Annotated in this window: 18 protein-coding genes; 5 read left to right on the top strand and 13 right to left on the bottom strand. The window is 37.1% G+C overall.

The features are described 5' to 3' along the window. Position 1: 1 nt before the first annotated feature. From CCK98_RS05525 to CCK98_RS05480, 10 genes are all read right to left on the bottom strand, one after another. The gene (locus tag CCK98_RS05525) at positions 2-1,480 is read right to left on the bottom strand and encodes a glycoside hydrolase family 32 protein (RefSeq protein ID WP_088085657.1); all 1,479 of its coding nucleotides are present in this window, start codon (positions 1,478-1,480) and stop codon (positions 2-4) included. Positions 1,481-1,715: 235 nt separating this feature from the next. Continuing rightward, positions 1,716-3,332 carry an ABC transporter substrate-binding protein gene (locus CCK98_RS05520; RefSeq protein WP_088085656.1) on the bottom strand — a complete coding sequence of 539 codons (1,617 nt, stop codon included), beginning with the start codon at positions 3,330-3,332 and terminating at the stop codon, positions 1,716-1,718. Positions 3,333-3,393: 61 nt separating this feature from the next. After that, positions 3,394-4,275, bottom strand: coding sequence for a carbohydrate ABC transporter permease (locus CCK98_RS05515; RefSeq protein ID WP_088085655.1), 882 nt, complete (start codon positions 4,273-4,275; stop codon positions 3,394-3,396). 18 nt (positions 4,276-4,293) lie between these two features. Then, complete coding sequence (locus CCK98_RS05510) at positions 4,294-5,229, bottom strand: sugar ABC transporter permease (RefSeq protein WP_246869768.1); 936 nt, start codon at positions 5,227-5,229, stop codon at positions 4,294-4,296. 313 nt (positions 5,230-5,542) lie between these two features. Beyond that, on the bottom strand, positions 5,543-5,929 hold the full coding sequence (locus CCK98_RS05505) for a glyoxalase superfamily protein (protein WP_088085653.1): 387 nt from the start codon (positions 5,927-5,929) through the stop codon (positions 5,543-5,545). An 18-nt stretch (positions 5,930-5,947) separates the two neighbouring features. Then, positions 5,948-7,273 carry a sugar ABC transporter substrate-binding protein gene (locus CCK98_RS05500; RefSeq protein WP_088085652.1) on the bottom strand — a complete coding sequence of 442 codons (1,326 nt, stop codon included), beginning with the start codon at positions 7,271-7,273 and terminating at the stop codon, positions 5,948-5,950. Between the two features lie 26 nt (positions 7,274-7,299). Next, positions 7,300-8,883 carry a response regulator gene (locus CCK98_RS05495; protein WP_256942265.1) on the bottom strand — a complete coding sequence of 528 codons (1,584 nt, stop codon included), beginning with the start codon at positions 8,881-8,883 and terminating at the stop codon, positions 7,300-7,302. Further along, complete coding sequence (locus tag CCK98_RS05490; protein ID WP_088085650.1) at positions 8,858-10,654, bottom strand: sensor histidine kinase; 1,797 nt, start codon at positions 10,652-10,654, stop codon at positions 8,858-8,860. The genes CCK98_RS05495 and CCK98_RS05490 overlap by 26 nt, the downstream gene beginning before the upstream one ends. A 156-nt stretch (positions 10,655-10,810) precedes the next feature. Then, on the bottom strand, positions 10,811-12,400 hold the full coding sequence (locus CCK98_RS05485; protein ID WP_088085649.1) for a response regulator: 1,590 nt from the start codon (positions 12,398-12,400) through the stop codon (positions 10,811-10,813). Further along, complete coding sequence (locus CCK98_RS05480) at positions 12,397-14,220, bottom strand: sensor histidine kinase (protein WP_088085648.1); 1,824 nt, start codon at positions 14,218-14,220, stop codon at positions 12,397-12,399. Before CCK98_RS05480 ends, CCK98_RS05485 begins: the two co-directional genes overlap by 4 nt. 211 nt (positions 14,221-14,431) lie before the next feature. On the opposite strand from CCK98_RS05480, the gene CCK98_RS05475 reads away from it, so the two are divergent. The 3 genes from CCK98_RS05475 (at position 14,432) to CCK98_RS05465 (ending at position 17,615) form a co-directional block, all read left to right on the top strand. Continuing rightward, complete coding sequence (locus CCK98_RS05475) at positions 14,432-15,400, top strand: carbohydrate ABC transporter permease (RefSeq protein ID WP_088085647.1); 969 nt, start codon at positions 14,432-14,434, stop codon at positions 15,398-15,400. After that, positions 15,400-16,227, top strand: coding sequence for a carbohydrate ABC transporter permease (locus CCK98_RS05470; RefSeq protein ID WP_088085646.1), 828 nt, complete (start codon positions 15,400-15,402; stop codon positions 16,225-16,227). Before CCK98_RS05475 ends, CCK98_RS05470 begins: the two co-directional genes overlap by 1 nt. Positions 16,228-16,316: 89 nt before the next feature. Next, the gene (locus CCK98_RS05465) at positions 16,317-17,615 is read left to right on the top strand and encodes an ABC transporter substrate-binding protein (protein ID WP_088085645.1); all 1,299 of its coding nucleotides are present in this window, start codon (positions 16,317-16,319) and stop codon (positions 17,613-17,615) included. Between the two features lie 43 nt (positions 17,616-17,658). Here the strand turns inward: CCK98_RS05465 and CCK98_RS05460 are convergent, their stop codons facing one another. Further along, positions 17,659-18,078, bottom strand: a complete 420-nt coding sequence (locus CCK98_RS05460) for a globin (protein ID WP_179195721.1) — start codon at positions 18,076-18,078, stop codon at positions 17,659-17,661. 232 nt (positions 18,079-18,310) lie between these two features. On the opposite strand from CCK98_RS05460, the gene CCK98_RS05455 reads away from it, so the two are divergent. Both CCK98_RS05455 and CCK98_RS05450 read left to right on the top strand, forming a co-directional pair. Continuing rightward, positions 18,311-18,658 (top strand): multidrug efflux SMR transporter, encoded by a 348-nt coding sequence (locus tag CCK98_RS05455; protein WP_088085643.1) that lies wholly within the window; start codon positions 18,311-18,313, stop codon positions 18,656-18,658. 1 nt (position 18,659) lies between these two features. After that, complete coding sequence (locus tag CCK98_RS05450; RefSeq protein WP_088085642.1) at positions 18,660-18,974, top strand: multidrug efflux SMR transporter; 315 nt, start codon at positions 18,660-18,662, stop codon at positions 18,972-18,974. 63 nt (positions 18,975-19,037) lie between these two features. Here the strand turns inward: CCK98_RS05450 and CCK98_RS05445 are convergent, their stop codons facing one another. Together CCK98_RS05445 and CCK98_RS05440 are read right to left on the bottom strand one after the other, a co-directional pair. Next, positions 19,038-19,421 carry a VOC family protein gene (locus CCK98_RS05445; protein ID WP_088085641.1) on the bottom strand — a complete coding sequence of 128 codons (384 nt, stop codon included), beginning with the start codon at positions 19,419-19,421 and terminating at the stop codon, positions 19,038-19,040. Between the two features lie 20 nt (positions 19,422-19,441). Further along, on the bottom strand, positions 19,442-20,842 hold the full coding sequence (locus CCK98_RS05440; RefSeq protein WP_088085640.1) for a hypothetical protein: 1,401 nt from the start codon (positions 20,840-20,842) through the stop codon (positions 19,442-19,444). Positions 20,843-21,031: the final 189 nt, after the last annotated feature.

The following is a 21,031-nucleotide window of genomic DNA, read 5'->3' as shown; positions in this document are numbered from 1 at the left end:
GTTACTTCCCCCAAATGGAATCTAGTTCTGTTAGTTTTAATGAAGACACTCGGATATTTCCTTCGTTTGAAAATAAAACAATTTTCTCATATGGTTGGTTTGGAAAGATTAAGCTAGTAAATACTACCTTGCCATCATTTGCAAATACTTCTATGGAAGAAGCATCAATAAAGATTTGAAGTTTGATTCTGTCATTTTTCGTCTTCAGCGAAGCATTTTGTACCGCTGGGAAAGATTCTGAAAAACTATTATCTCCAGCATTAGTTCTGTCAACTGATATTAGTTCCTTTTCCACATCATAACGAATCACTGTCTTTTCATCTTCAGAACTTTGTAAAACGATACCAAAGGAATTAGAAGTTTGTTTTTCAAACTCCATATTCACTTCCATTAATGGACTGAACATGTTAAAAGATGTGGGTTGGTTTGATTCAATCGTTAGATTTTGATAACCTTGTGAACCTTTTCGAATCGAATTAATTTCTGGTACTACTTTCTGGACCAAGCGAACTCCATCCTCACTAGAAGTTAACGATAATTCTCTTGGCAAGGTCATCGCACTCCGCCAATCTTCAGATGGTACTTGATTTGCATAACGCCAATTACTCATCCAGCCAATATAAATTCTTCTTCCATCTTCAGCTGGGATATCAGACCAACTTACGCCTGCATAATTATCCCTGCCATGATCAATCCAAAGAATTGTTTCATCAGTATTTTCATTTACAAAGGTTGTTCCGTCAAAATCACCTATAAAATATTGTGTTCTTGAACCTTCTTTGAAATCATGATTATCACCAATGCTGACAAACAGGACCCATTTTTGGATGTTTTCATCACCATCTACTGGCAATTGAAACAGGTCAGGGCATTCCCAAACGCCGTCATGTGACCCAGCATTATTTCCAAATTCACTTGCAAACTCCCAATCTTTTAGGTTTGGAGAGGTGTAAATGGTGATGGATTGTCCAGTCGCTAGCACCATTACCCATTTATTTGTTTCTTCATGCCAAAAAACCTTTGGATCACGATAATCGGTAATGTTTACATCAGAAAGTACGGGATTTCCTTCGTATTTGGTCCATGTTCTTCCATTGTCGGTACTATAAGCAAGACTTTGACGCTGACGCGGCCGCTCGGAATCTGGATAGTTATCCGCACTCGTATAAATGGCTACCAACCCAGGTCCATTCTGGAAAAATCCTGATGTGTTATTCCAATCCACTACTGCACTTCCAGAGAAAATTGCACCATGCTCATCTGGATATAGCGCGATCGGCAGTTGTTCCCAGTGAATTAGATCTTTACTAACCGCATGTCCCCAGTGCATTGGTCCCCATGTGGTACCAAATGGATGGTATTGATAAAAAAGGTGATACTCATTATTAAAAAAGACCATTCCATTCGGGTCGTTCATCCATTTTTCTTCAGGTGAAAAATGAAACTGCTGACGATATTTTTCTTTATATAGTTGTGTCATTATGTGTCACTCCTTTGTTTTCTCTTAATATCTTTTATTTCGATTATGATGGACAGATCTCACTGGCTTTCAATTAGATTTGTCTTTCATCCACCCTATGATGGACAGATCTCACTAGCTTTCCGTTGGATTTGTCTTTCATCGCCATTTTTTATGAATTTCTATCATTCTAAATTGGAACAAGGCTGTACGTATGCTTGCACAGTACAACCTCAGCCCTATTACTTAAAATCGATTATTTTGTGTTCCTGTCGTATCCTGCTTGTTTAATCTTTAACCACTCTTGTAATCCTAAGCGGTCTAATTCTTTCAAATATCCATCCCATTCTTTTTCCACTTTGCCATTTTGAATCCATTCGGCCCGTTTTCTCATAACGAAAGCAAACATATCCGTTTCAATTGTTGTAAGTTTATCGCTATCTTCTAATGAGAAGAATACTCTTGGATAAATATTTTCTGCAGTCATATGAGGAGTCATAACATCCTTCATTAATCCTAATCTCCATGCAGCATCATCTGGTTTTGTGGTAACTTTTCCATAATACTCATCTAAAATCGCTAATGGTCCGCCGATATTTGTTTTTTGTCTTAATTCCACTGGTGCTGTACCTGATAAAGGTAAATGTTTTAGCATTCCTGCTGCTTCATCTAATTCAAAGATATTTTGTTTAGTTTTATCACCATACGTACCCCAGTTATCTTGAACAGATTGTTTTGGTTCATATAATTGATCAATCCATTTTGCAGTCAGTTCAATGTTCTTATCCGCACTTGTGATAACCATTCTTCCTCTATCAAATCCCATTCCATTGGTTCTTGCAACATTCACATGGCCATCAGGACCAGCTAGCGGCTTCATTAGGTCATATTTGTCATTCATACCAGTAATATTAGCTTTATCCCAAGTGAAATATAAACCATAACGATTATCTTTGCCTTTTGCTAGATACGTGTTCCAATCTTGTTCAAACGCTTCAACATCGATTAGACCTTCTTTATATAACTCATTGAGAAATTTCATTCCCTCTTTGTAACCTTTATCTGATGCAGTAAACGTAACTTTTCCATCATTGCTTACAACCGTATGATCCCAGTTTTCACCAAGGCCAAACGAGCCAAATAAGAATGCTAGGTCTTCCCCGCCTGCTTGCTTTCCAATAAACGACATCGGGATTTCATCCGCTTTTCCGTTCCCATTTGGATCTTTTGTTTTAAAGGCAATCAATACTTGCTTTAATTCATCTGTCGTTGTCGGCATTTTTAACCCTAATTTATTTAACCATTCCACATTGATCCATGGGAAATCATCAACCGAGTGAATACTTTCTTTTCCTGAACCTAACTCCTCAATCCATGGGAAAGAGTAAATATGTCCATCAGGAGCAGTCATCATTGCTTTATATTCAGGTGCTGCTTCCAAAACCTTTTGTAGGTTAGGCATGTACTTCTCTATTAAATCTTCCACCGGAACAATCGCACCATCTTTTGCAAGTTTTAATAGGTCATGGTCATTAAAACCTGCATCGAGGATGGCATCCGGCAGATCGCCGCTTGCCATTGCCAGATTTCTTTTTTCAATAAAAGCATCAGAGGTATAGTTTTTCCACTTAATATGAACACCCGACTGGTCTTCCAAACGCTTATAAATTAATTTTTTATTAGGATCAGCCGGCGCTAATGGGGAGCTTTGGGTCATAAAATTCAATGTCACTTTTTCTTTTAAAGGAAATGTTACATCCTTTAGTTTATACTCTTTTGATGATGCTGTTTCACTTTTGCTGCTGTTACTGCAGCCTGAAACTAGTAATATCGTAGCAAGTGATGCAGCCATAACTTTTTTTACATTTTTCATATCATTACCCTCCTAAATATTGTGTGTAAGCATTTACAATAAAATCTATTAAATTGGCTCATTATTTCAATGAACCCACCATGACACCTTTTTCAAAGTACTTTTGGAAAAACGGATACATGATAATAAGCGGAAGACTAGAAATAACAATCGATGAGTATTTGATCATTTCTGAGAGCTTTTTAAGTTCAGCCATTGCCTGCTGATCACTAATCATTCCTGGGCCTGTTTGATTTTGAATCAATATTGACCTCAAAACTAATTGTAATGGGTGCAATTTCGGATCCTCGAGATAAATCATCGCATCAAAATAAGAGTTCCATTGACCAACAAATGCATACATTGCTAGGACGAAAATGATAGGTTTGGAAAGTGGCATAACGATTTTAAAAAAGATTAGTAGATCGGATGCTCCATCCACTTTTGCTGCTTCATGTAATTCATAAGGAATACTTTTAAAATAAGTCCTTGCTAGGATAATATTCCAAACATTCACGGCGCCCGGAATTAAAATCGCCCATGGGGTGTTTAACATTCCGAGGTCTTTTACTACTAGGTAGGTTGGGATAAGTCCACCGCCAAAGAAGATGGTTATGATAAACAGTGTCATGAAGAAATTTTTCCCGACAAAGCCATTTACCGATAATGGATAGGCAGCAAAAATACAAACCACAACGGTTATAACGGCAAATCCTACTGAATAAAGAATAGAATTGATAAAGCCATGGACCATCGCATCATTGGATAAAATCAACTGATATCCTTTAAAACTCCAATCTGAAAAATTGAACGAAATCCCTTTATTTAATAACACTGTTGGATCCATGAATGACGCAAGAACGACATATACCAAGGGAACCAACACGATTAATACGGCTAAGCACAGAAAGATATTATTAAAGCCTAATATGATTCGGTCTATGCGGGTGTGCTTTATATTCATATCAAGACTCCTTTCTCGTTAATATAAACCTTCACCTTCGTTTAACTTCTTAACGATTTTATTAACTACGATTAACAAGATTACATTAATGACTGAATTAAACAGACCAACAGCTGTTGAATAAGCATAGTCGCCGGACTGCAAACCTACTTTATACACATAAGTTGGCAGAATTTCGGAAGAAGGCAAATTCATTGCGGTTTGCATTAAATATGCTTTTTCAAATCCAATCGACATAATCCCTCCAGCAGCCAGTATAAATGTTACTGCCATTAATGGTTTCAATGTCGGTAAATCGATGTGAATCATTCTTTGAAGAATATTTGCTCCATCAATCGTTGCTGCATTGTGTAATTCAGGGTCAACATTCGATAAAGCCGCCACGTAGATAATCGATGACCAGCCTGCCGCCTGCCAAATACCAGAGATAATATAGATTGATCGGAAATAATCTGGATTTGACATGAACATAAGCGGCTTTCCAGTGATGAAGCTAACCAATTGATTGATAGGGCCTGTTGGTGATAAGAAAATAAACACCATACCAACAATTACAACCACAGAAATAAAATTTGGTGCATAGAGCACGAGTTGAATATTTTTTTTAATGGCCGCCCTTCGTAGTTGATTAAGCATCAATGAAAGGATGATAGGGACAGGGAACCCAACGATTAAGCCAAAAAAACTGAGTTTAAGCGTATTCATAAAAATGTCAGTAAAGTTAGGTGAAGATAAGAATTTGGTGAAATTATCAAATCCGACCCAATCGCTTCCTAAAATCCCTTTGATCGTACTAAAATCTTTAAAGGCAATAATGGCTCCATACATGGGGATATATTTAAAAATGATTGTTAGAATAACAGCTGGAGCAATCAGCAAATAAAGATGATAGTTTTTCTTGATATATTCCAATTTGCCTGTCAGTTTCGAAGCTGCTTTCTTTTCCGCTTGGATCTGTACAACTGGTTCTTTTTGAACATTTACTAACTCTTGCAAGCTCTTAACCTCCTATCTAATAGCTTTTTTCTTTATCTGGTTTTACTTTAACAAATTTGTAAAAAGGGGGAGTTTAATATCTTTGGAAAAGGAGGTTTAATATTTTCGGCAGTTGGAAACGGTTCCAGTTCCCTTCGGAATAATTAACAAAGGATTCACGCATTTCTTTTGTTTTTTTATTTATGATTAAGGTGGATTGTTAAAACATATGAGAGGAAGTGGGAGATGCCTTTTAAAGCACGTACCAACAAAAAAAAACTCCCCTAGTTCCTTAACTAGAAGAGGTGCTCTCAAAGAATATTATTCTATTGCCAAACGGGTCATGAATGCATAGTTCTTTGGTTTTCCATGGAGTTTCTTCTATGCCAGGACGGGCGTACTTATAATCCTTTGAAAGAAGCTGTGAATGAAATGACTCGATGTTCCCCACTTCAATCCTCACCGCTGCACCTGGACAGCAATCACCATGATGCTCAGAAAGATGAATGATACAATTTTTATAGGATATTTGCATATACAACGGCATATTTTCCTCAAATCGATGCTCCCAATCCAGCACAAATCCCAGAAAACTCAAGTAAAACTCTCTGGCTTTAGACTCATCAAATATACGAAGGATTGGTGTGAGACTTTTCATGGTTATTTCAGGTTTATTCATTTAATCCCTGCCCCCAATTTATTGAATTTCTTTAAGCCCTGCATTGATTTTTTCTACAGCTTCCTTCGCCGAAGCATTTACATCCTTCCCGCCGATTCCAACATCCTCAAATAATTTCCTTATTGCATCACTAACAACCGGATACGCAGGAGTAACCGGGCGGTTCCTTGAATATTTTTGCGTTTGCTGTAAGAAAATGTTCTTAGGATATTCGTTCAGCTCTGGAAAATCTTTTGCTACTGAGTATCTTGCAGGAACATCACCTGTTATAGTTACATACTTTTTCATTCCTTCATAACTTGTCACATATTTAATAAACTTCCATGCTTCTTGTGGATGTTTTGATTTAGAGGTGATTCCGAGCGCCCATCCTCCATTTGGAACAAACTGATACTTATCCTTTGGCAGTGGCGTTACTCCAAAATCTTCTCCCAGCTTGAATTCAGGGTGATTTTTTTCCAGATCTGCAAGTGTCCAAGAACCAAGCACAGTCATCGCAAGTTTGCCTGACTCAAACGCAGCTGGGGGTAATTCAAATGAGGCAACAGCATTTTTATGATATAAATCTTGATAAAATTGAAGGGCATCTAACGCTTCTTTTGAATCTAAATATCCACTTGCCGTAGTTCCATCGGGACTTAAAATATTAGCACCAAACTGCCAAAGGAGCGGTGTTTTAAAATAAGCAGGAGATTCTCCATCATTAAAACTCTGTGCCGGGTCAATACCGACCACATCTTTTGCAGGATTATTTACTTTTTTAGCAATCTCTAATACCTCATCCCATGTTAATGGGTTTTTGGGATCTTCAGATGGATAAGGGATACCGGCATCTTTAAATAAATGTCTATTGTAATATAAAGCAATACTTGACTCGACAATCGGTGCAAGGTAAATTTGACCCTTATAACTTAATCCTCGCAAGGTAGATGCAGGAATATCATCAATCTGCCCCTCCTTTCTCATAAATGGATCAATTGATAATAACGATCCGGTATTTGCATACAGAGCAAGCGTAGGACTGTCAATCGTCAAAATATCCGGAGGGTTTCCTGCAGCAAGTTCTGTCCGCAGTCTTATTTCATAATCACCGTATGGAATAGACTTCATATTCACCGAGATATCGGGGTTTGCCTTTTCAAAAACAGAAACTAATTCTTCAAATGCTTTATTTTCAGCCGTATTTCCACTATTTCGCCAAAACGTCAACTCAGTTCGTTCGGAACTCTTTGGTTTTTCCGCTTTCTCTTTTTGGGTGCTACCAGAGAATGTATCAAAAAAGGACAACGCATACACTAAAATACCCAAAAGTATAATTGCAAAAATAGTGAACCATTTTTTCATCAACATTCCCTTTCTTTCTTGAAAACTTAAACATCTAAGGCATTACGGAATTCAACAGGGGTTTGTCCAAAGTGTTTTTTAAAAACAGTACTGAAATATCCAGAGTTAGAAAAGCCAACTAAGTTTGCTACATCAATGATTTTTAGTTGCTTATCTCTTAAAAACTCCCGGGCTTTGTCCATTCGTAAATTCACCAGATAATCACTAAAATTCTGCCCGACATAATTTTTAAATGTTTCCGATAAATGAGCACTATTGATATGAAATAGTTCAGATAAAAGAGTAAGTGAAATTTCACTAGCATAATGCTGATCTAGATAATGCCGAACACTATCAACGATTAATTTCCCGTTCGAAAACCGCGCCATACGTACCTTTTCAATGATTAACTGAGCTAATTGAAAGAGGTTTTCAAGCACTTTACTTTGCGAATTAAGTTCCCAGATACTTTGTTGGCAATTCCAAATCATTTTTTGAATATCTTTCGTTTCGATATCATATTTTTTTGCCAGAGACCCTAACAAAAATAACACTCGATTGGCAGCATAAGAAAAGGATAAAATCGATTGGTTTCCATTCCCTCTCAATATGGTTTGAATATTTCCTTTAAACGCCTCGAAATTAACATTTTCAATTGCATTTGTTAACTTTCTTTCAAAATCAGGTGAAAACTCAAATGCATCCTCTTTCGTTATCGCCGCATCAATCACTTGTGATTGGCAGCCTAGTTGACTTTGACTCCAAGCTAGCAAACTGGAAATATAACCTGTCTTAAAGCTAGCTAGACCCTTGACAACATTTCCGATTCCAATCACCGTTTCTAAACTCAACAACCTTTTCACATTCTGTTGTACCCTTTCAACCAAACTAGAAGGACTATTTATATCTATTCGTATTAGAAAATGAACCATATTAGCATAACTTGGGTCGTAAAACGAATAAGTTCCTGTATTCTCTTTTGAGATCTCTTTGCATAACATTTGGAAAGGAAGCCAGAGCTCCTTTAATCGATTAGGATTGCCAAAGCCCTCTCTAATTTCCACGCTGACAAATTGGACAATGGCGTCCTCATTTACAAGTTCCTCGAGTTGTAGCTGGCGCAGTCTTTCAATAACCAGATTAAGCTGTAACCATTCCTCTTTAACTAAATAGAGCAAGTATTGTTCCTGTACTTCTTGAAGCTGGGTAAGAACAAGCTGACGCATCTGAGCCGTTTCAAATTGTTTTCGCCGCTCTTCCTCAATTTCTTTACGAATTTTTCGTAATGCTTCTACTAATTCATCTGGGGCTACCGGTTTTAACAGATAGTCTCTAACCCCTTCCTTCATGGAACCACGTACCAATTCAAAATCGGAATAACCCGATAATACGATCACTTTTACTCTTGGAAATTCCTGCTGACATCGTTTAGCTAATTCAAGGCCATCCATAATGGGCATCCTCATATCTGTAATGACCAAATCAATATCCATGGTCCTAAGCAATTCAAGTGTATCTTTCCCGTTGGAAGCTTCGCCAACAATTTCAAATCCTTCTTCTTCCCAGTTCACTTTCATTCGTAAGCCTTTACGAATTTGAATTTCATCATCCGTGATTATGACCTTCATCATGTATATCACCTCTATCAAAATTTATACATAATGTAATCCTCGTGCCTACATTCTTTTCAGATTCAATCTGATAGGAAAAGCGCTCTCCGTAGTAAAGCTTTAATCGGCCAAGGACATTCTTTAGACCAATGCTGTTTCCTTTGCTCGCTAGGACACTAATGGTTTCATTCTTTGTTTCTTCACTCACTAAGTCTGATATCACTTCTTCCGACATGCCAATTCCCTTATCTTCTAAAACTATCTTTATTTGATTATTCGCTTTTTTCGTTTTAATAAAAATTTCAGCCGTGGTCTTTTCTATAAAACTATATTTGACGGCATTTTCTACGAGCGGTTGGAGGATGAATTTAATAATAGAGAGATTTCTTGTCTCCGGATCCTCCACAATATCAATCGTGAGGGCGTCCTCATATCTCACCTTTAAAATGTCGGTGTAGCTGCGAATATAGCTGATTTCTTCACCTAATCTCACGACGTCATTTTGTGTATTCAATGAATACCTCATCATCCGGCCTAAGTAGATGCTTACATTCATGACCTCTTTATTCTTGCCCTGAACAGCTAATCCCCCAATGATTTCAAGGGTATTGTTCAAAAAGTGAGGATTGATTTGTAGTAATAAGGCCTTGTATTCTGCATCTTTTCGACGTATGTTGGCTTCATATTCTGTTTCAATTAAATGCTTCAATTGATCGACGGTATGGTCGAATACTTTAATCACATAACCAACTTCATCATTAGACGATTTAATGGTTGGCATAAAGCGTTTTGCACCTAAAAAATCCCCATGCTCGATAAATTTCATCGCTTTTGCTAGTTTTCCTAAAGGGCTTACGATATTGGAAGAGAGCATGAACGACGCAAAGATTGTTATTAAAAACACAATCGCACTAGTAATAAGTAAGTTTCGCTGTAGAATATTAACTTTTGAGAATAAGTCAGACCTGGTCACTTCACTGACAAGAATCCAATCACCAACTGATAACTTTTGAAAAAAAACAAAGTATTTGTCTCCCTGATAATCAGTTTCTAATAAACCTTTTTGTTTTGTATTATTCTTTATTTTAGTTAAACTATTTTTTAATACCCTTTTTGGGGTATCGATCTTCCCCTCTAATACATTTGCTCCCTGCTGATCTAATAAATAAGCATGTCCATTTTTTCCGATCGTGATTTTTCGTAAGGCTGTTTCTAGCAAAGATGAAGGGAAATTAACCTTTATTAATCCGTATGAAACAACCGTATTCAAATCAACGAGGGGCAAAATATAACTATTACTATTTCCTTGTGCTGGCATATATGGATCAATATGTGATTTTACAAATCGTTGTTCATTGATCGTAAAGTCTTTAAACCAATCTAGGTTGTGTAAGTTGGGGTTATTGCCCCATGCCCCCTCACCATTATTCAGAACGACTGAGATAGACATACCATTTGAATTGTTCACCATCATTGATGATAGCATTATTTTCAGTTGATTTTTCTGTAACAAGCTCTGTTCTTTCGGTATATTTGCATCCCTTTTTTCTAACTTTAACCACTGCTGTGTCGTTTGATTGACAAGGACCTGTTTTCCTAAATCCTCCGCCTGCGTTGTAATTGAGTCAATATAGAGTGAGTACTGATCCATTGCTTCTATTGTTAACTCCTGGGTCTGATCTTCAATAATGGATGTAAACCAGCTCGGGATGATCATCGACAAAATGATTAATGGAATTGTTAACAAACAAGTAAAAATAATAAATAGGCGATTGCGTAAGGAAAAAAACATAGTATCCCCCCAAACAAAAAAGAAAACCCTTACATTCAAAGGCTCAATCAATAAGTTTTGACTATTAGTATCTATTCAATTTAACATATCCCCTATCAACTTACCACGGGTTATTTCATACCATAAAAATGAGCAGAAGCCGGATTCCGGCTCTGCTCATTTTTGATTCATATAGGCTTCACGATATTCATTCGGTGTAATGCCCTCAACCTTTTTAAATACTTTGCGAAAATATTTGTCGTCTTGATACCCTATCATAGTAGCAATTTCATAAATTTTTAACTGGCTGTTTTTTAATAATGTTTTGGCCTTCTTCATTCGAAACTTCACAATATAATCTGATATATTGACGTTAAATTCTTGTTTGAATTTTCTCGAGATATATTCTCGACTGATATAAAAATGCTCGGAGATCTCTTGCAGTTTTACATCCCGATCGAAGTTCGCTTGCAAATACTTTTCAATATCATAAATGATGTTACTATGTTTCTGAAGGGTTCCTTTCTTAACTTTTTTCAAAAAGATAGCAATCTCTCGTTTCTTTCTCTGTTTGTATTCTTCAAGCATAAAGTGACCATTTACATCAAAAAATAAATCAATTCGTTTTTCGATGTCTTCTGCTGCTTTCACAGGTAGATTATAATGCTTAAACCATCTATTGCTGATCACCAAATATTCATTTTCTAAATGGAATAGCTGTTTTAATGATAGAAAGTAGTTTTCTGTAAAATCAGACTCGATTTGGTTGATTACTTCAACAAAGGCCCCAATCTCCCCAGCTTGTACAGCCATTTCTATACTAGCAGAGTAGTCCATAAGGTTCCTTAATCCATGACTTGGAAGGTCCTCGATCACATGGACGCGAGTTTCTCTATCATCCAAAATATTACGATTAAAAAATAATTGCTTAGCATGACGATAGGAATCAATTAAGCTGGAACTCTCATTAACCAGTTTACCTAAAACAATCGGACAAGAGATATTCATTGTACCTCTTAGCATCTTAAAGATTTGTTTTAAAAGTTCCCCTATTTGCTCAAATTTGTTCCAAAAGATAATCACAATTTCGCCTTTATTGGATAAGTAACGAAATCCAATTCCACATTCATTTTCCATCATAATTTCGTTAATGACGTTCAAAATCGTAAAGTAGGCTAAATCTCGATCTCCTTGAAATACCTCGATTGTTTTTCCATTAATCCGAACAAGGGCTACTTGATAATTGTGAGACGGAAGAATTCCAAAATCCTTAAACAAATCTCCCTTCAGATTATCGCTATTTACTAGCTGGGTAAGCTTGCGGTCTCGATAAACCGGCTTCATTTCATTGATTAATTGAGTGCTGCTTTCTTTTCTCTCCCTGTCCAAAGCTTCTTTTTTCCATTCATCCACAGCTGTTTCCAACGTATGATTTAAGATTTCAGGATCAATCGGCTTTAAGAGATAATCTGAACTTCCGAAATGAATGGCTTTGCGCATGTAGTGGTAATCATCATAACCTGTCACAACAATAGTTTTGCTGGTGGGCTGATTTTCTTTAATCCATTCTAACAGGTTGACGCCATCCATTTTTGGCATTTTCATATCTGAAAAAATAATCTCTGGCTTATACTTTTGAATTAAATGTATCGCTTCTTCTCCATTACCGGCTTCATAAATTTCATCAATTCCGTTTTGTTCCCAATCACCCAGGATCTTAATTCCTTCGCGAACGTGCTTTTCATCATCGACGATTAATGCTTTCATGAATGCTCCACCTCTTTTTGCATAACCTTTGGAAACTGAACGGTCACAGAAAATCCAGTTTCTTCATTACTGTTAATAGTCATGTGTGCTTGATTAGCGTAATAAATCTGTAATCGGTCATATATATTTTTTAAGCCAATCGTTTCTCTATGCTTCTCTTCTTTTGACACACCATGATATAATTCCTGCCTGATATTTTTCAACTGTTCTTCATTTGCGCCTATTCCATTATCTTTTACAGTAAGGCAAACCAACCCGTCGTCCTGAACACTCGCCTCAATTTGAATAAATGCTTTTCCTACCTGCTGATCAAAGCCATGCTTAAAACAATTTTCCACAATTGGCTGTAAAATCATTTTCGGTATTAGTATTTCTTGAACTTCTTTTGGGACATTTAATTCAAATTCAAACTGCTCGTCAAAGCGTTGTTTTTGTAACAATAAATAGGATTTAACATGCATCAGCTCTGAAATAAAAGGGACAATGTCTTCCTTCATATTCATACTGTATCTCATGATTTTCGATAATGAAGTGAGTAAGGAATAGACAGGAACGGCTTTCGATTTTAACGCCAAAGTACCAATCGATTGAAGGGCGTTATATAAAAAATGCGGGTTAATTTGTGACCGCAATACGCGCAGCTGTGATTCTTTATTTTCTATATCTAATTTATATTCTCGCTCAATTAAATCATTGATTTTCGCAATCATTACTTTGAAATGCCTTCCCAACATCCCAATTTCATCATTTCCTAAGGAATCAAAATCTGCCTCAAATTCACCTTTTTCTACTTTTTTCATGTTATCAATTAATACTTTTATCGGTGCGGTTATCTTAAATGAAACAAACATGGTTGCGATTAGCACAAAAATGAGAGTCACGATACCGATCAAAATATTGATCAATGCCGTTTCTCTAGCCCCTTGATAGAGTACATTGTAAGGAATTCGTTTCACGATATACCAATTCTTGTAGGGAGCGGGGAACTTATCGTGAACAATCACACCTGAGAATTGTTTATCCTTCCATTCCGTACTTTTACTGGAGGCAGACTCCTTTTTTACTTTCCCAAACCACTTTTCTTTATTTTCTTTGCCGATCATTGATTCATTGGAGGAGTATGTTATAACTCCTTTTTCATCCATAATGTACAAGTCTTCCATGTCCTTTGTATATAAGCGGCCGGCAATCGCACCTATTTTGGAAAGATTAATATCAATAGACAAAAAGCCTAATAGCTTGTCTGACGGTACGTCACGAAGGATGTTATGAAAGCTTAGGACATTTTTCTTTTCTGAGTTTGGGATAACCGATATATTGTTATAACTATACATTTCATGGGGCGGTTCAATAACAGAAAAAAGGCTGTTATATCGATTTAAACGTGCATAATAAGGATGCGAAAAGATACTCTCATACTTTGCTCTGCCGCTAATTCTAGAATGATAATTGGTATAGGAATCCTTCCCTTTATCAATGTAAATGTGCATTTGTTCAATCTCAGGTCGTGTATTAAATAAATAAGCAAGAGCTCGTCGAACTTCTTCCTGATTAGTATTTAAATTCTGTGATAGCCCATCCCTCATCACATTCATAAAGGGCGTATATCGGTAAAGTACGGACGACATCTGGGCCACATCTTCCAAATAAACAGTTAGTTCGTCTTCACCTTTGACAATTAGGTCATGATTGGTTGATACAAAGCGATTATTAAGAGACTTTGTTGTTTGGTAATAAGTAATCGCGATCGAACTTCCAAAAGGCAGAACCGTTACTAGTATTAAAAATATAATAAGCTTTTTACGAATTCCCCACTGCATATCATCTTGGTTAGTTATATGAAAGAAATAGAACTAACCTTCCTCCAATTAATGAATTTTCTCCATTGTAACAACTATCTGTATCCATTCCTAGGGCATATATTGACTTGTCAATAGTAATGACTGTTCAATATATTCCACCCTACTGGTCAATGTAAGCCGTTTCATAATTTTTATTATTCTCTAAAATGAAATTATGGAGGTGCAGGTAATGAATAGTCAAAGTAAGGTGGAAAAAGTTGAATCCTCAGTATTAGTAAATCCAAAAAACGTAGCAGTATCGAAGTCAGTATCCTTAAATAAAAATAAGAAACTGAAAGATGCAGGATTATTTGCTCTATTTGTAGGACCCGTTTTTTTAGCTTTTATGCTCATTGTTCTGATTCCTTTCATTACAGGAATTTATTATGCCTTTACAGACTGGAACGGAATCACAGGGGAAGTCAAATGGGTTGGCTTGGACAATTTCAAGTATATCTTCACCGAGGACAAGCAATTCCTAGCTTCCTTCAAACTTACAACGAAATATACGGTCGTTGCCATTATCTTAACAAATGCAATTGGGTTTGGATTAGCGATACTTGTCACCCAAATGTTGAAAACGAGAAATATTTTACGGACAGTGTTCTTCATGCCTAACTTGATCGGTGGTCTTTTATTAGGATTTATCTGGCAGTTTATTTTTGTCAAAGGCTTTGCCTCCATCGGTGCGCTTACAGGTATCCCTCTTTTTGAGTTAGCTTGGTTAGGCGATAAAAATACCGCCTTCTGGGGAATTGTGATTGTCAGTGTATGGCAAGGTGCAGGCTACATTATGATTATCTATATCGCAGCATTACAGAACGTTCCTCAAGAATTAATTGAAGCAGCGAAAATTGACGGTGCAAATAGGTGGCAAATTCTACGTCACATTACTATGCCACTCGTGGCACCAGCCGTAACCATTTGTTTATTTTTAACAACGGCATCATCCTTTAAGGTCTTTGATGCTAACCTTTCCTTGACGAATGGTGGTCCATTCAAGTCAACAGAAATGTTAGCGCTTAACATTTATACAGAAGCATTTGTTAATAACCGCTACGGTATTGGTGGAGCAAAGGCATTAATCTTATTCCTTGTCGTTGCAGCTATTTCGGTCATTCAAGTGACGTATTCGAAGAAAAAGGAGGTTGAGTCTTAATGGGAAACAGGTACACAGGAAAGACATTTATTGTTGAAATCCTTGCCATTCTACTCGGTCTAGCCTTTTTAGTTCCTTTCTATTATGTTATTGCAAACTCCTTAAAGCCTTTTGCTGAGATTTTATCTAACACATCGGCCCTGCCGTCCGTGCTGCAGTTTGAGAACTATGTGAGCGCCTTCGAAAAACTGAACTATCTAAAGGTATTTTCAAACTCTTTAATCGTTACAATTGCGAGTAATGTTGTTCTGGTTATCTTTTGTTCGATGGCGGCGTACATGCTGGTCCGAACAAAAAAGAAGATCAGTAACGTGATTTTCATGATTTTCGTTGCAGCGATGATTATTCCGTTTCAATCCATTATGATCCCACTCATTAAAACAGCCAGTACCTTTGGACTTTTAAACAGCGTATGGGGCCTTGTCATTATGTACTTAGGCTTTGGGTCGGGGATGACTATATTCTTGTATCACGGGTTTATCAAAGGAATTCCGGTCGAACTTGAGGAGGCAGCAATTATCGATGGCTGTTCAAGGTTTGGCGTATTTTGGAGAATCGTTTTTCCACTATTAAAACCGATTACGGTTACGATCGTCATTTTAAACAGCTTATGGATTTGGAATGACTTCTTATTACCATCACTTGTTCTTCAGGATCCGGAATTAAAAACGATTCCATTAGCAACGTTCTCCTTCTTTGGACAATATACAAAGCAATGGGACTTAGCACTTGCAGCATTGGTCATGGGCATCATTCCGTTGTTAATCTTCTTCTTTGCGATGCAAAAACACATTATTAAAGGGATTACCAGCGGTTCAATAAAGTGAAATATACGTGGGGAACAACCTCTGCTATCTGTTTGACAGTTAGCAGAGACTAATATAAAAATAGATTTTACTAACAGGAGGGAATTTTAATGGGGATCAAAAAATATTCTTTACTTGCAGGTGTACTATCCGCTTCACTTCTATTAGCAACAGCTTGTTCTAGCGACAGTGCATCTAGTGATAAAAAAAGCAGCGGTGGCAAAGATGGGAAAGTAGTTGTTGATCTTTTTAATGGGAAAGTTGAAATCGCTGACCAATTAAAGGCATTAACAGACCAATATACAAAAGAACATCCAGAAGTTACCTTTAATATCGAAACAGTGGGCGGTGGCGCAGATGGTTCTGCAGCCTTAAAAGCAAAGTTTGCTTCTAACAAAGCTCCTGATATCTTTGGTAATGGCGGTTATCAAGAGGCACAAACATGGAAAGATAAATTTGAAGATTTATCCGATCAGCCTTGGGTAAAAGATGCCTATGAGAGCGCATTACTACCTATGACAATCGATGGAAAAATTTATGGTCAACCTGTTAATATGGAAGGCTATGGTTTTGCTTACAATAAAAAGTTATTTGCAAAAGCCGGTATTACCGAAATACCAAAAACATTCACAGAGTTAGAAGCTGCATCGAAAAAACTGAAAGCTGCCGGGATTACACCTTTCTCAGTTGGCTATGCTGAATGGTGGGTTTTAGCAAACCATGGTCTTAACGTTCCGTTCGCTTACCAACAAGCGGATGACGAAAACTTCATTAAAGGTCTAAACGAAGGTACAGCAAAAATTGAAGGCAACAAATACTTCAATGACTACTTTAAGCTTGTAGACCTAACGATTAAATATGGTAATAAAAATCCATTAACAACTGACTACAATACAGAAGTAACACAATTTGCCAACGGCGAAACAGCAATGATTCAGCAAGGTAACTGGATCCAGCCGATGCTGGATAAATTAAATCCTGGCATGGAAGTTGGTTTCATTCCATTGGCACTTACTGATGATGCAGCACAAGCAGATAAATTAATGGTTGACGTACCAACAAACTGGGTAGTTCATAACAAAGCTCCTGAAGCAGATAAAAAAGCGGCAAAAGATTTCTTAAACTGGATGGTTTCATCTGAAGAAGGTAAAACAGCATTAGTTAAGGAATTCAAATACATCCCTGCTTTTAAAACAATTGAAGCAAAAGCAGAAGATATTGGACCACTAGGTGCAGAACTTCAGAAATACTCTCAAGAAGGCAAAACCTACTCTTGGCAGTTCATGAAATATCCTGATGGTGCAGGTCAAGAATTCGGCGCTTCTCTTCAAGCCTATGTTGGCGGCCAAAAATCTAAAGCAGAAACAGAAAAAGCTCTAGATGCAACTTGGGCTAAGCTAAAGAAATAGTATTTAAGTCAAAGGCTCCTCTCAATATGAGAAGAGCCTTTTATCATTTAACTAGTTCTTCTTCATGGTCCGGGCTATTGACCATAATTCCAGCCACTTGCGTTAACCGGTCATAAAAGGCCTGCCCTGCTGGTTCTTTATCAAGTCCAATTTCTTCAAATGCTTCCTTCATACAGCGAAGCCAGCATGCGGCTCTTCTCGGTGTTACTTCAAATGGCAGATGACGCCCTCTCATTGCTGGCGGACCAAATTCCTGGCTATAAAGGGCTGGACCCCCTAAAAACTGTGGGAGAAACATCCTCTGCTTGCGCTTAATTTCTTCCATATCCCCTTCAAATAATGGTCTTAACTCTGGGTCAGCATATACTCGTGGATAAAAGGTATTGACCAGTTTATCAATTGTTTCCTGCCCGCCTATTTCCTCATATATTGATTTAAATTTGTATTCCAATTTCGTCACCATCCACTTTTATTTTTTTCCCTATTTTTGATTATTATAAAGTTAAAGCGGAAAGATTTTTGTGATTGATATCACAATAAATATAAAAATACATAAATTCCCACGCGTTGAAAAGGTGTTTAAAACAACTTTCTAAAAAATTGTGGTATCCTAATATAATATGCTGGTTTCATATTAGTATTTAATCGGACCATTTTGGTTTATAGTACAAGCGGTCTTTCAAGAGGTGTAATGAATGAATAAGGCCTGGATTTACGTTGGTTTAACCTGTTTGTTTGAATTAATTTGGGTATACGGATTTAATGAGGCACAAACGTGGTGGCAGTGGGCGATCGTCGTTGGAGTTATTTTTTTAGACTACCATATTCTACCTATGGCATGCGAGACTCTCCCCACAGGTACTGTTTATGCGATATTTGCCGGTATAGGGACAATTGGAACGGTGTTAATGGATATATACCTTTTTGGGGAAAGCTTTAGTCCTGGGAAAGCTTTTTTTATCTTGACCATTGTCATTGGCGTCATCGGATTAAACCTCTCGGACAAGGAAGATGAAAAAGCAGCCGTAAAGGGAGTTGCCTAGTATGGGCTGGGTTTTTGTCTTTTTAGCAGCTGCAAGTGAGGTCGCCGGTGCTGCTGGACTCAAATTATACAGCCAGCAAAAAACGCTCCGAAATGGTGTTCTATATATTGGCGGGTTCGGCGCATCACTGGCTTTTTTATATGTGTCATTTCAGTTTCTTCAACTAAGCATTGCCTATGCCGTTTGGGTCGGAATCGGAACGGCCGGTGCTGTCTTTATTAATATGTTTCTTTTTGGTGAATCAAAAAACCTTGGGCGCATCATTAGCGTCATTTTAATTATTATAGGCGTTGTCGGCTTAAAGGCACTATCATAATACTTAAAAGGGTCAGCTCTCAGGTAAGTTAACGCGTAACTTATCGGGGACTGACCTCTGCTTTTACGGTGCAACTAATTCCACTTTGATTCGATCAGGATCTTCGAAAAAAACAGCGTAATGAGATCCCCCGCCAGCAAATGGATGTTTATCTGGATATAGAATATTAACGCCTTTTTCCTTCAATTGTAATGTCATTTGATTAACCTGCTCTCTTGATACTGCCTGAAAAGCTAAATGGTTCAGGCCGACTCTAGAACGATGATACGGAATATCTAGAAAACGGTCATCCGCCTGAACAAAAACAATATAGGTCTCTCCATGTTTCCAGCTGAAACCAGACTCCCATTTTTGGAAAGGCTCATATCCTATTTCAGTTAAAAACCACCCCCAAAACTCACTTGATCTACTAAGGTTGGAAACATAGATTTCTAAATGATGCAGCATAGCTTTGATCTCCTATCGGCTTACCTAATTTTCCCAATCTCTTCTATAAACGCTGGTCGGCGTTTATATTTTTCTCTTAATTCTCCAATTAGCTTATGTGAATGGATTGTTCCACAGGCTTTTTTGTAGGTTTTTATGATGGAACAAACCGTTCGATATTTTTTTCGATCGGTAGCCTCCTCAGCTGAGTACTCAATAAACTTAATAAAAAGCTTATTTACTTCTTCTAAATAATCTTTAATAATATAGGGATACAGATCAATAATAGACCGAATATTACTCTGGCAATAGGTTAAAAGCTCTGCAGTTAAATTTTCCTCTTTTAAAATTGACAGGTACACAGGGAGCTTGTTCTTCATCTTTTTAAAATCATCTACAATCTTATTCAAAGCATCATCCCATTCGTTTGCGGGATATAATTCTTTTAGTTTTAAGAAATAGGTAAATTCATTTGTGAATAACAATTCTCTTGCTAATTGCTTTTGTTGTTCAATATCTCCAAGCAATTCATAGGCTTGATATCGGTATTCTCGCCACTTATGGACAAGGCCTCGATATTCTGCGTCTGCTTTTTCACCATCCAAACAAAGTTGAATCACTTTCTTGAATTCACCTTTTCCTAGTTCATTAGCGATTGCCTTTTCACGAAATTCGCTATGTTGGATATTTTCATATATAAATATCTCAGTAGCATCTACACCATCACAACGTTCAATGATTTCGAACTGTAGCAATTTTATTTGTGTTTTTTCAAATCTATCACTCCAAGATGATTCTGTCTTCTCAAAGAGGGATTTTAGCTGTTTTTCTAACTTTTTTCTCAAATCTTTAATAGGAGAATAATAGGTACAAATTTTTAAAAGAGCATAGCGCCAATCACTCCAGCCATTATAATGTTCTTTTAAAGCTTCTTTCACGATCGCGTCAAAAAGCCCCTTCTTCTCTTTTTCATTAAAATTGGGCAGACTGGCAATTACTGCATCGTCAATCGTTCTTATCGCCCAATTCATAACGTCACCGATTGAGCCATTTGAGTCATCAGAAAAATTGAGCATTTTTACAACAGGTGACAATACAACTAGTGATAATAAAATTGCACTCTCCCATTCACCTTTATCTACTTTTTCTTGTGCTTTTTGGAGAGTCAGATCTGCACCTTGTAATGCTGGGGCCACGTGACGCCAATCGATGAAACCTTTCCTTTTTGCACGATTAATAGATTCAGTAATAAGCTTTTTCGCTGATGAAATTTCGTCTTTATGAGGAGTGTATTTAAAAAGAAGCTGTTTTTCAATTTCGGGGAAATCATCTGACAGGTCAAGAATAATCCTCATTAATTCTTCTTTATTTTGATTGGTAAGGATAGTTTTTAAATCGATTTCACTTGATCGTGAGGTATTGTTTGGATTAGACGGATTCATGCTTTTCACCTCGTGTGGATTATATATATTAATTGTATCATGTTAAAATTAAGAGCGGCCGAAAATTGGAAGCACAGATTCGCCCATAAAAACACTAAATACGCCCATAGAAGTCCAATATTCGCTCATTGAAACCAAAGATTCGCTCATAGAACTCAAAAATTCGCCCATGGATGGGGAATGCATTTA

The organism is Bacillus sp. OV166 (assembly GCF_900177675.1).
Taxonomy (GTDB): domain Bacteria; phylum Bacillota; class Bacilli; order Bacillales; family Cytobacillaceae; genus Neobacillus.
The sequence above is the reverse complement of the archived record's forward strand: the minus strand, read 5'-3'. Positions and strand labels throughout refer to the sequence as shown.

Bases quoted from the DNA above. Each gene is read 5' to 3' on its own strand.
- CCK98_RS05525 (WP_088085657.1), bottom strand. From the start codon at position 1,480: ATGACACAACTATATAAAGAAAAATATCGTCAGCAGTTTCATTTTTCA.
- CCK98_RS05520 (WP_088085656.1), bottom strand. From the start codon at position 3,332: ATGAAAAATGTAAAAAAAGTTATGGCTGCATCACTTGCTACGATATTA.
- CCK98_RS05515 (WP_088085655.1), bottom strand. From the start codon at position 4,275: ATGAATATAAAGCACACCCGCATAGACCGAATCATATTAGGCTTTAAT.
- CCK98_RS05505 (WP_088085653.1), bottom strand. From the start codon at position 5,929: ATGAATAAACCTGAAATAACCATGAAAAGTCTCACACCAATCCTTCGT.
- CCK98_RS05500 (WP_088085652.1), bottom strand. From the start codon at position 7,273: ATGAAAAAATGGTTCACTATTTTTGCAATTATACTTTTGGGTATTTTA.
- CCK98_RS05495 (WP_256942265.1), bottom strand. From the start codon at position 8,883: ATGATGAAGGTCATAATCACGGATGATGAAATTCAAATTCGTAAAGGC.
- CCK98_RS05490 (WP_088085650.1), bottom strand. From the start codon at position 10,654: ATGTTTTTTTCCTTACGCAATCGCCTATTTATTATTTTTACTTGTTTG.
- CCK98_RS05485 (WP_088085649.1), bottom strand. From the start codon at position 12,400: ATGAAAGCATTAATCGTCGATGATGAAAAGCACGTTCGCGAAGGAATT.
- CCK98_RS05480 (WP_088085648.1), bottom strand. From the start codon at position 14,220: ATGCAGTGGGGAATTCGTAAAAAGCTTATTATATTTTTAATACTAGTA.
- CCK98_RS05475 (WP_088085647.1), top strand. From the start codon at position 14,432: ATGAATAGTCAAAGTAAGGTGGAAAAAGTTGAATCCTCAGTATTAGTA.
- CCK98_RS05470 (WP_088085646.1), top strand. From the start codon at position 15,400: ATGGGAAACAGGTACACAGGAAAGACATTTATTGTTGAAATCCTTGCC.
- CCK98_RS05465 (WP_088085645.1), top strand. From the start codon at position 16,317: ATGGGGATCAAAAAATATTCTTTACTTGCAGGTGTACTATCCGCTTCA.
- CCK98_RS05460 (WP_179195721.1), bottom strand. From the start codon at position 18,078: ATGGTGACGAAATTGGAATACAAATTTAAATCAATATATGAGGAAATA.
- CCK98_RS05455 (WP_088085643.1), top strand. From the start codon at position 18,311: ATGAATAAGGCCTGGATTTACGTTGGTTTAACCTGTTTGTTTGAATTA.
- CCK98_RS05450 (WP_088085642.1), top strand. From the start codon at position 18,660: ATGGGCTGGGTTTTTGTCTTTTTAGCAGCTGCAAGTGAGGTCGCCGGT.
- CCK98_RS05445 (WP_088085641.1), bottom strand. From the start codon at position 19,421: ATGCTGCATCATTTAGAAATCTATGTTTCCAACCTTAGTAGATCAAGT.
- CCK98_RS05440 (WP_088085640.1), bottom strand. From the start codon at position 20,842: ATGAATCCGTCTAATCCAAACAATACCTCACGATCAAGTGAAATCGAT.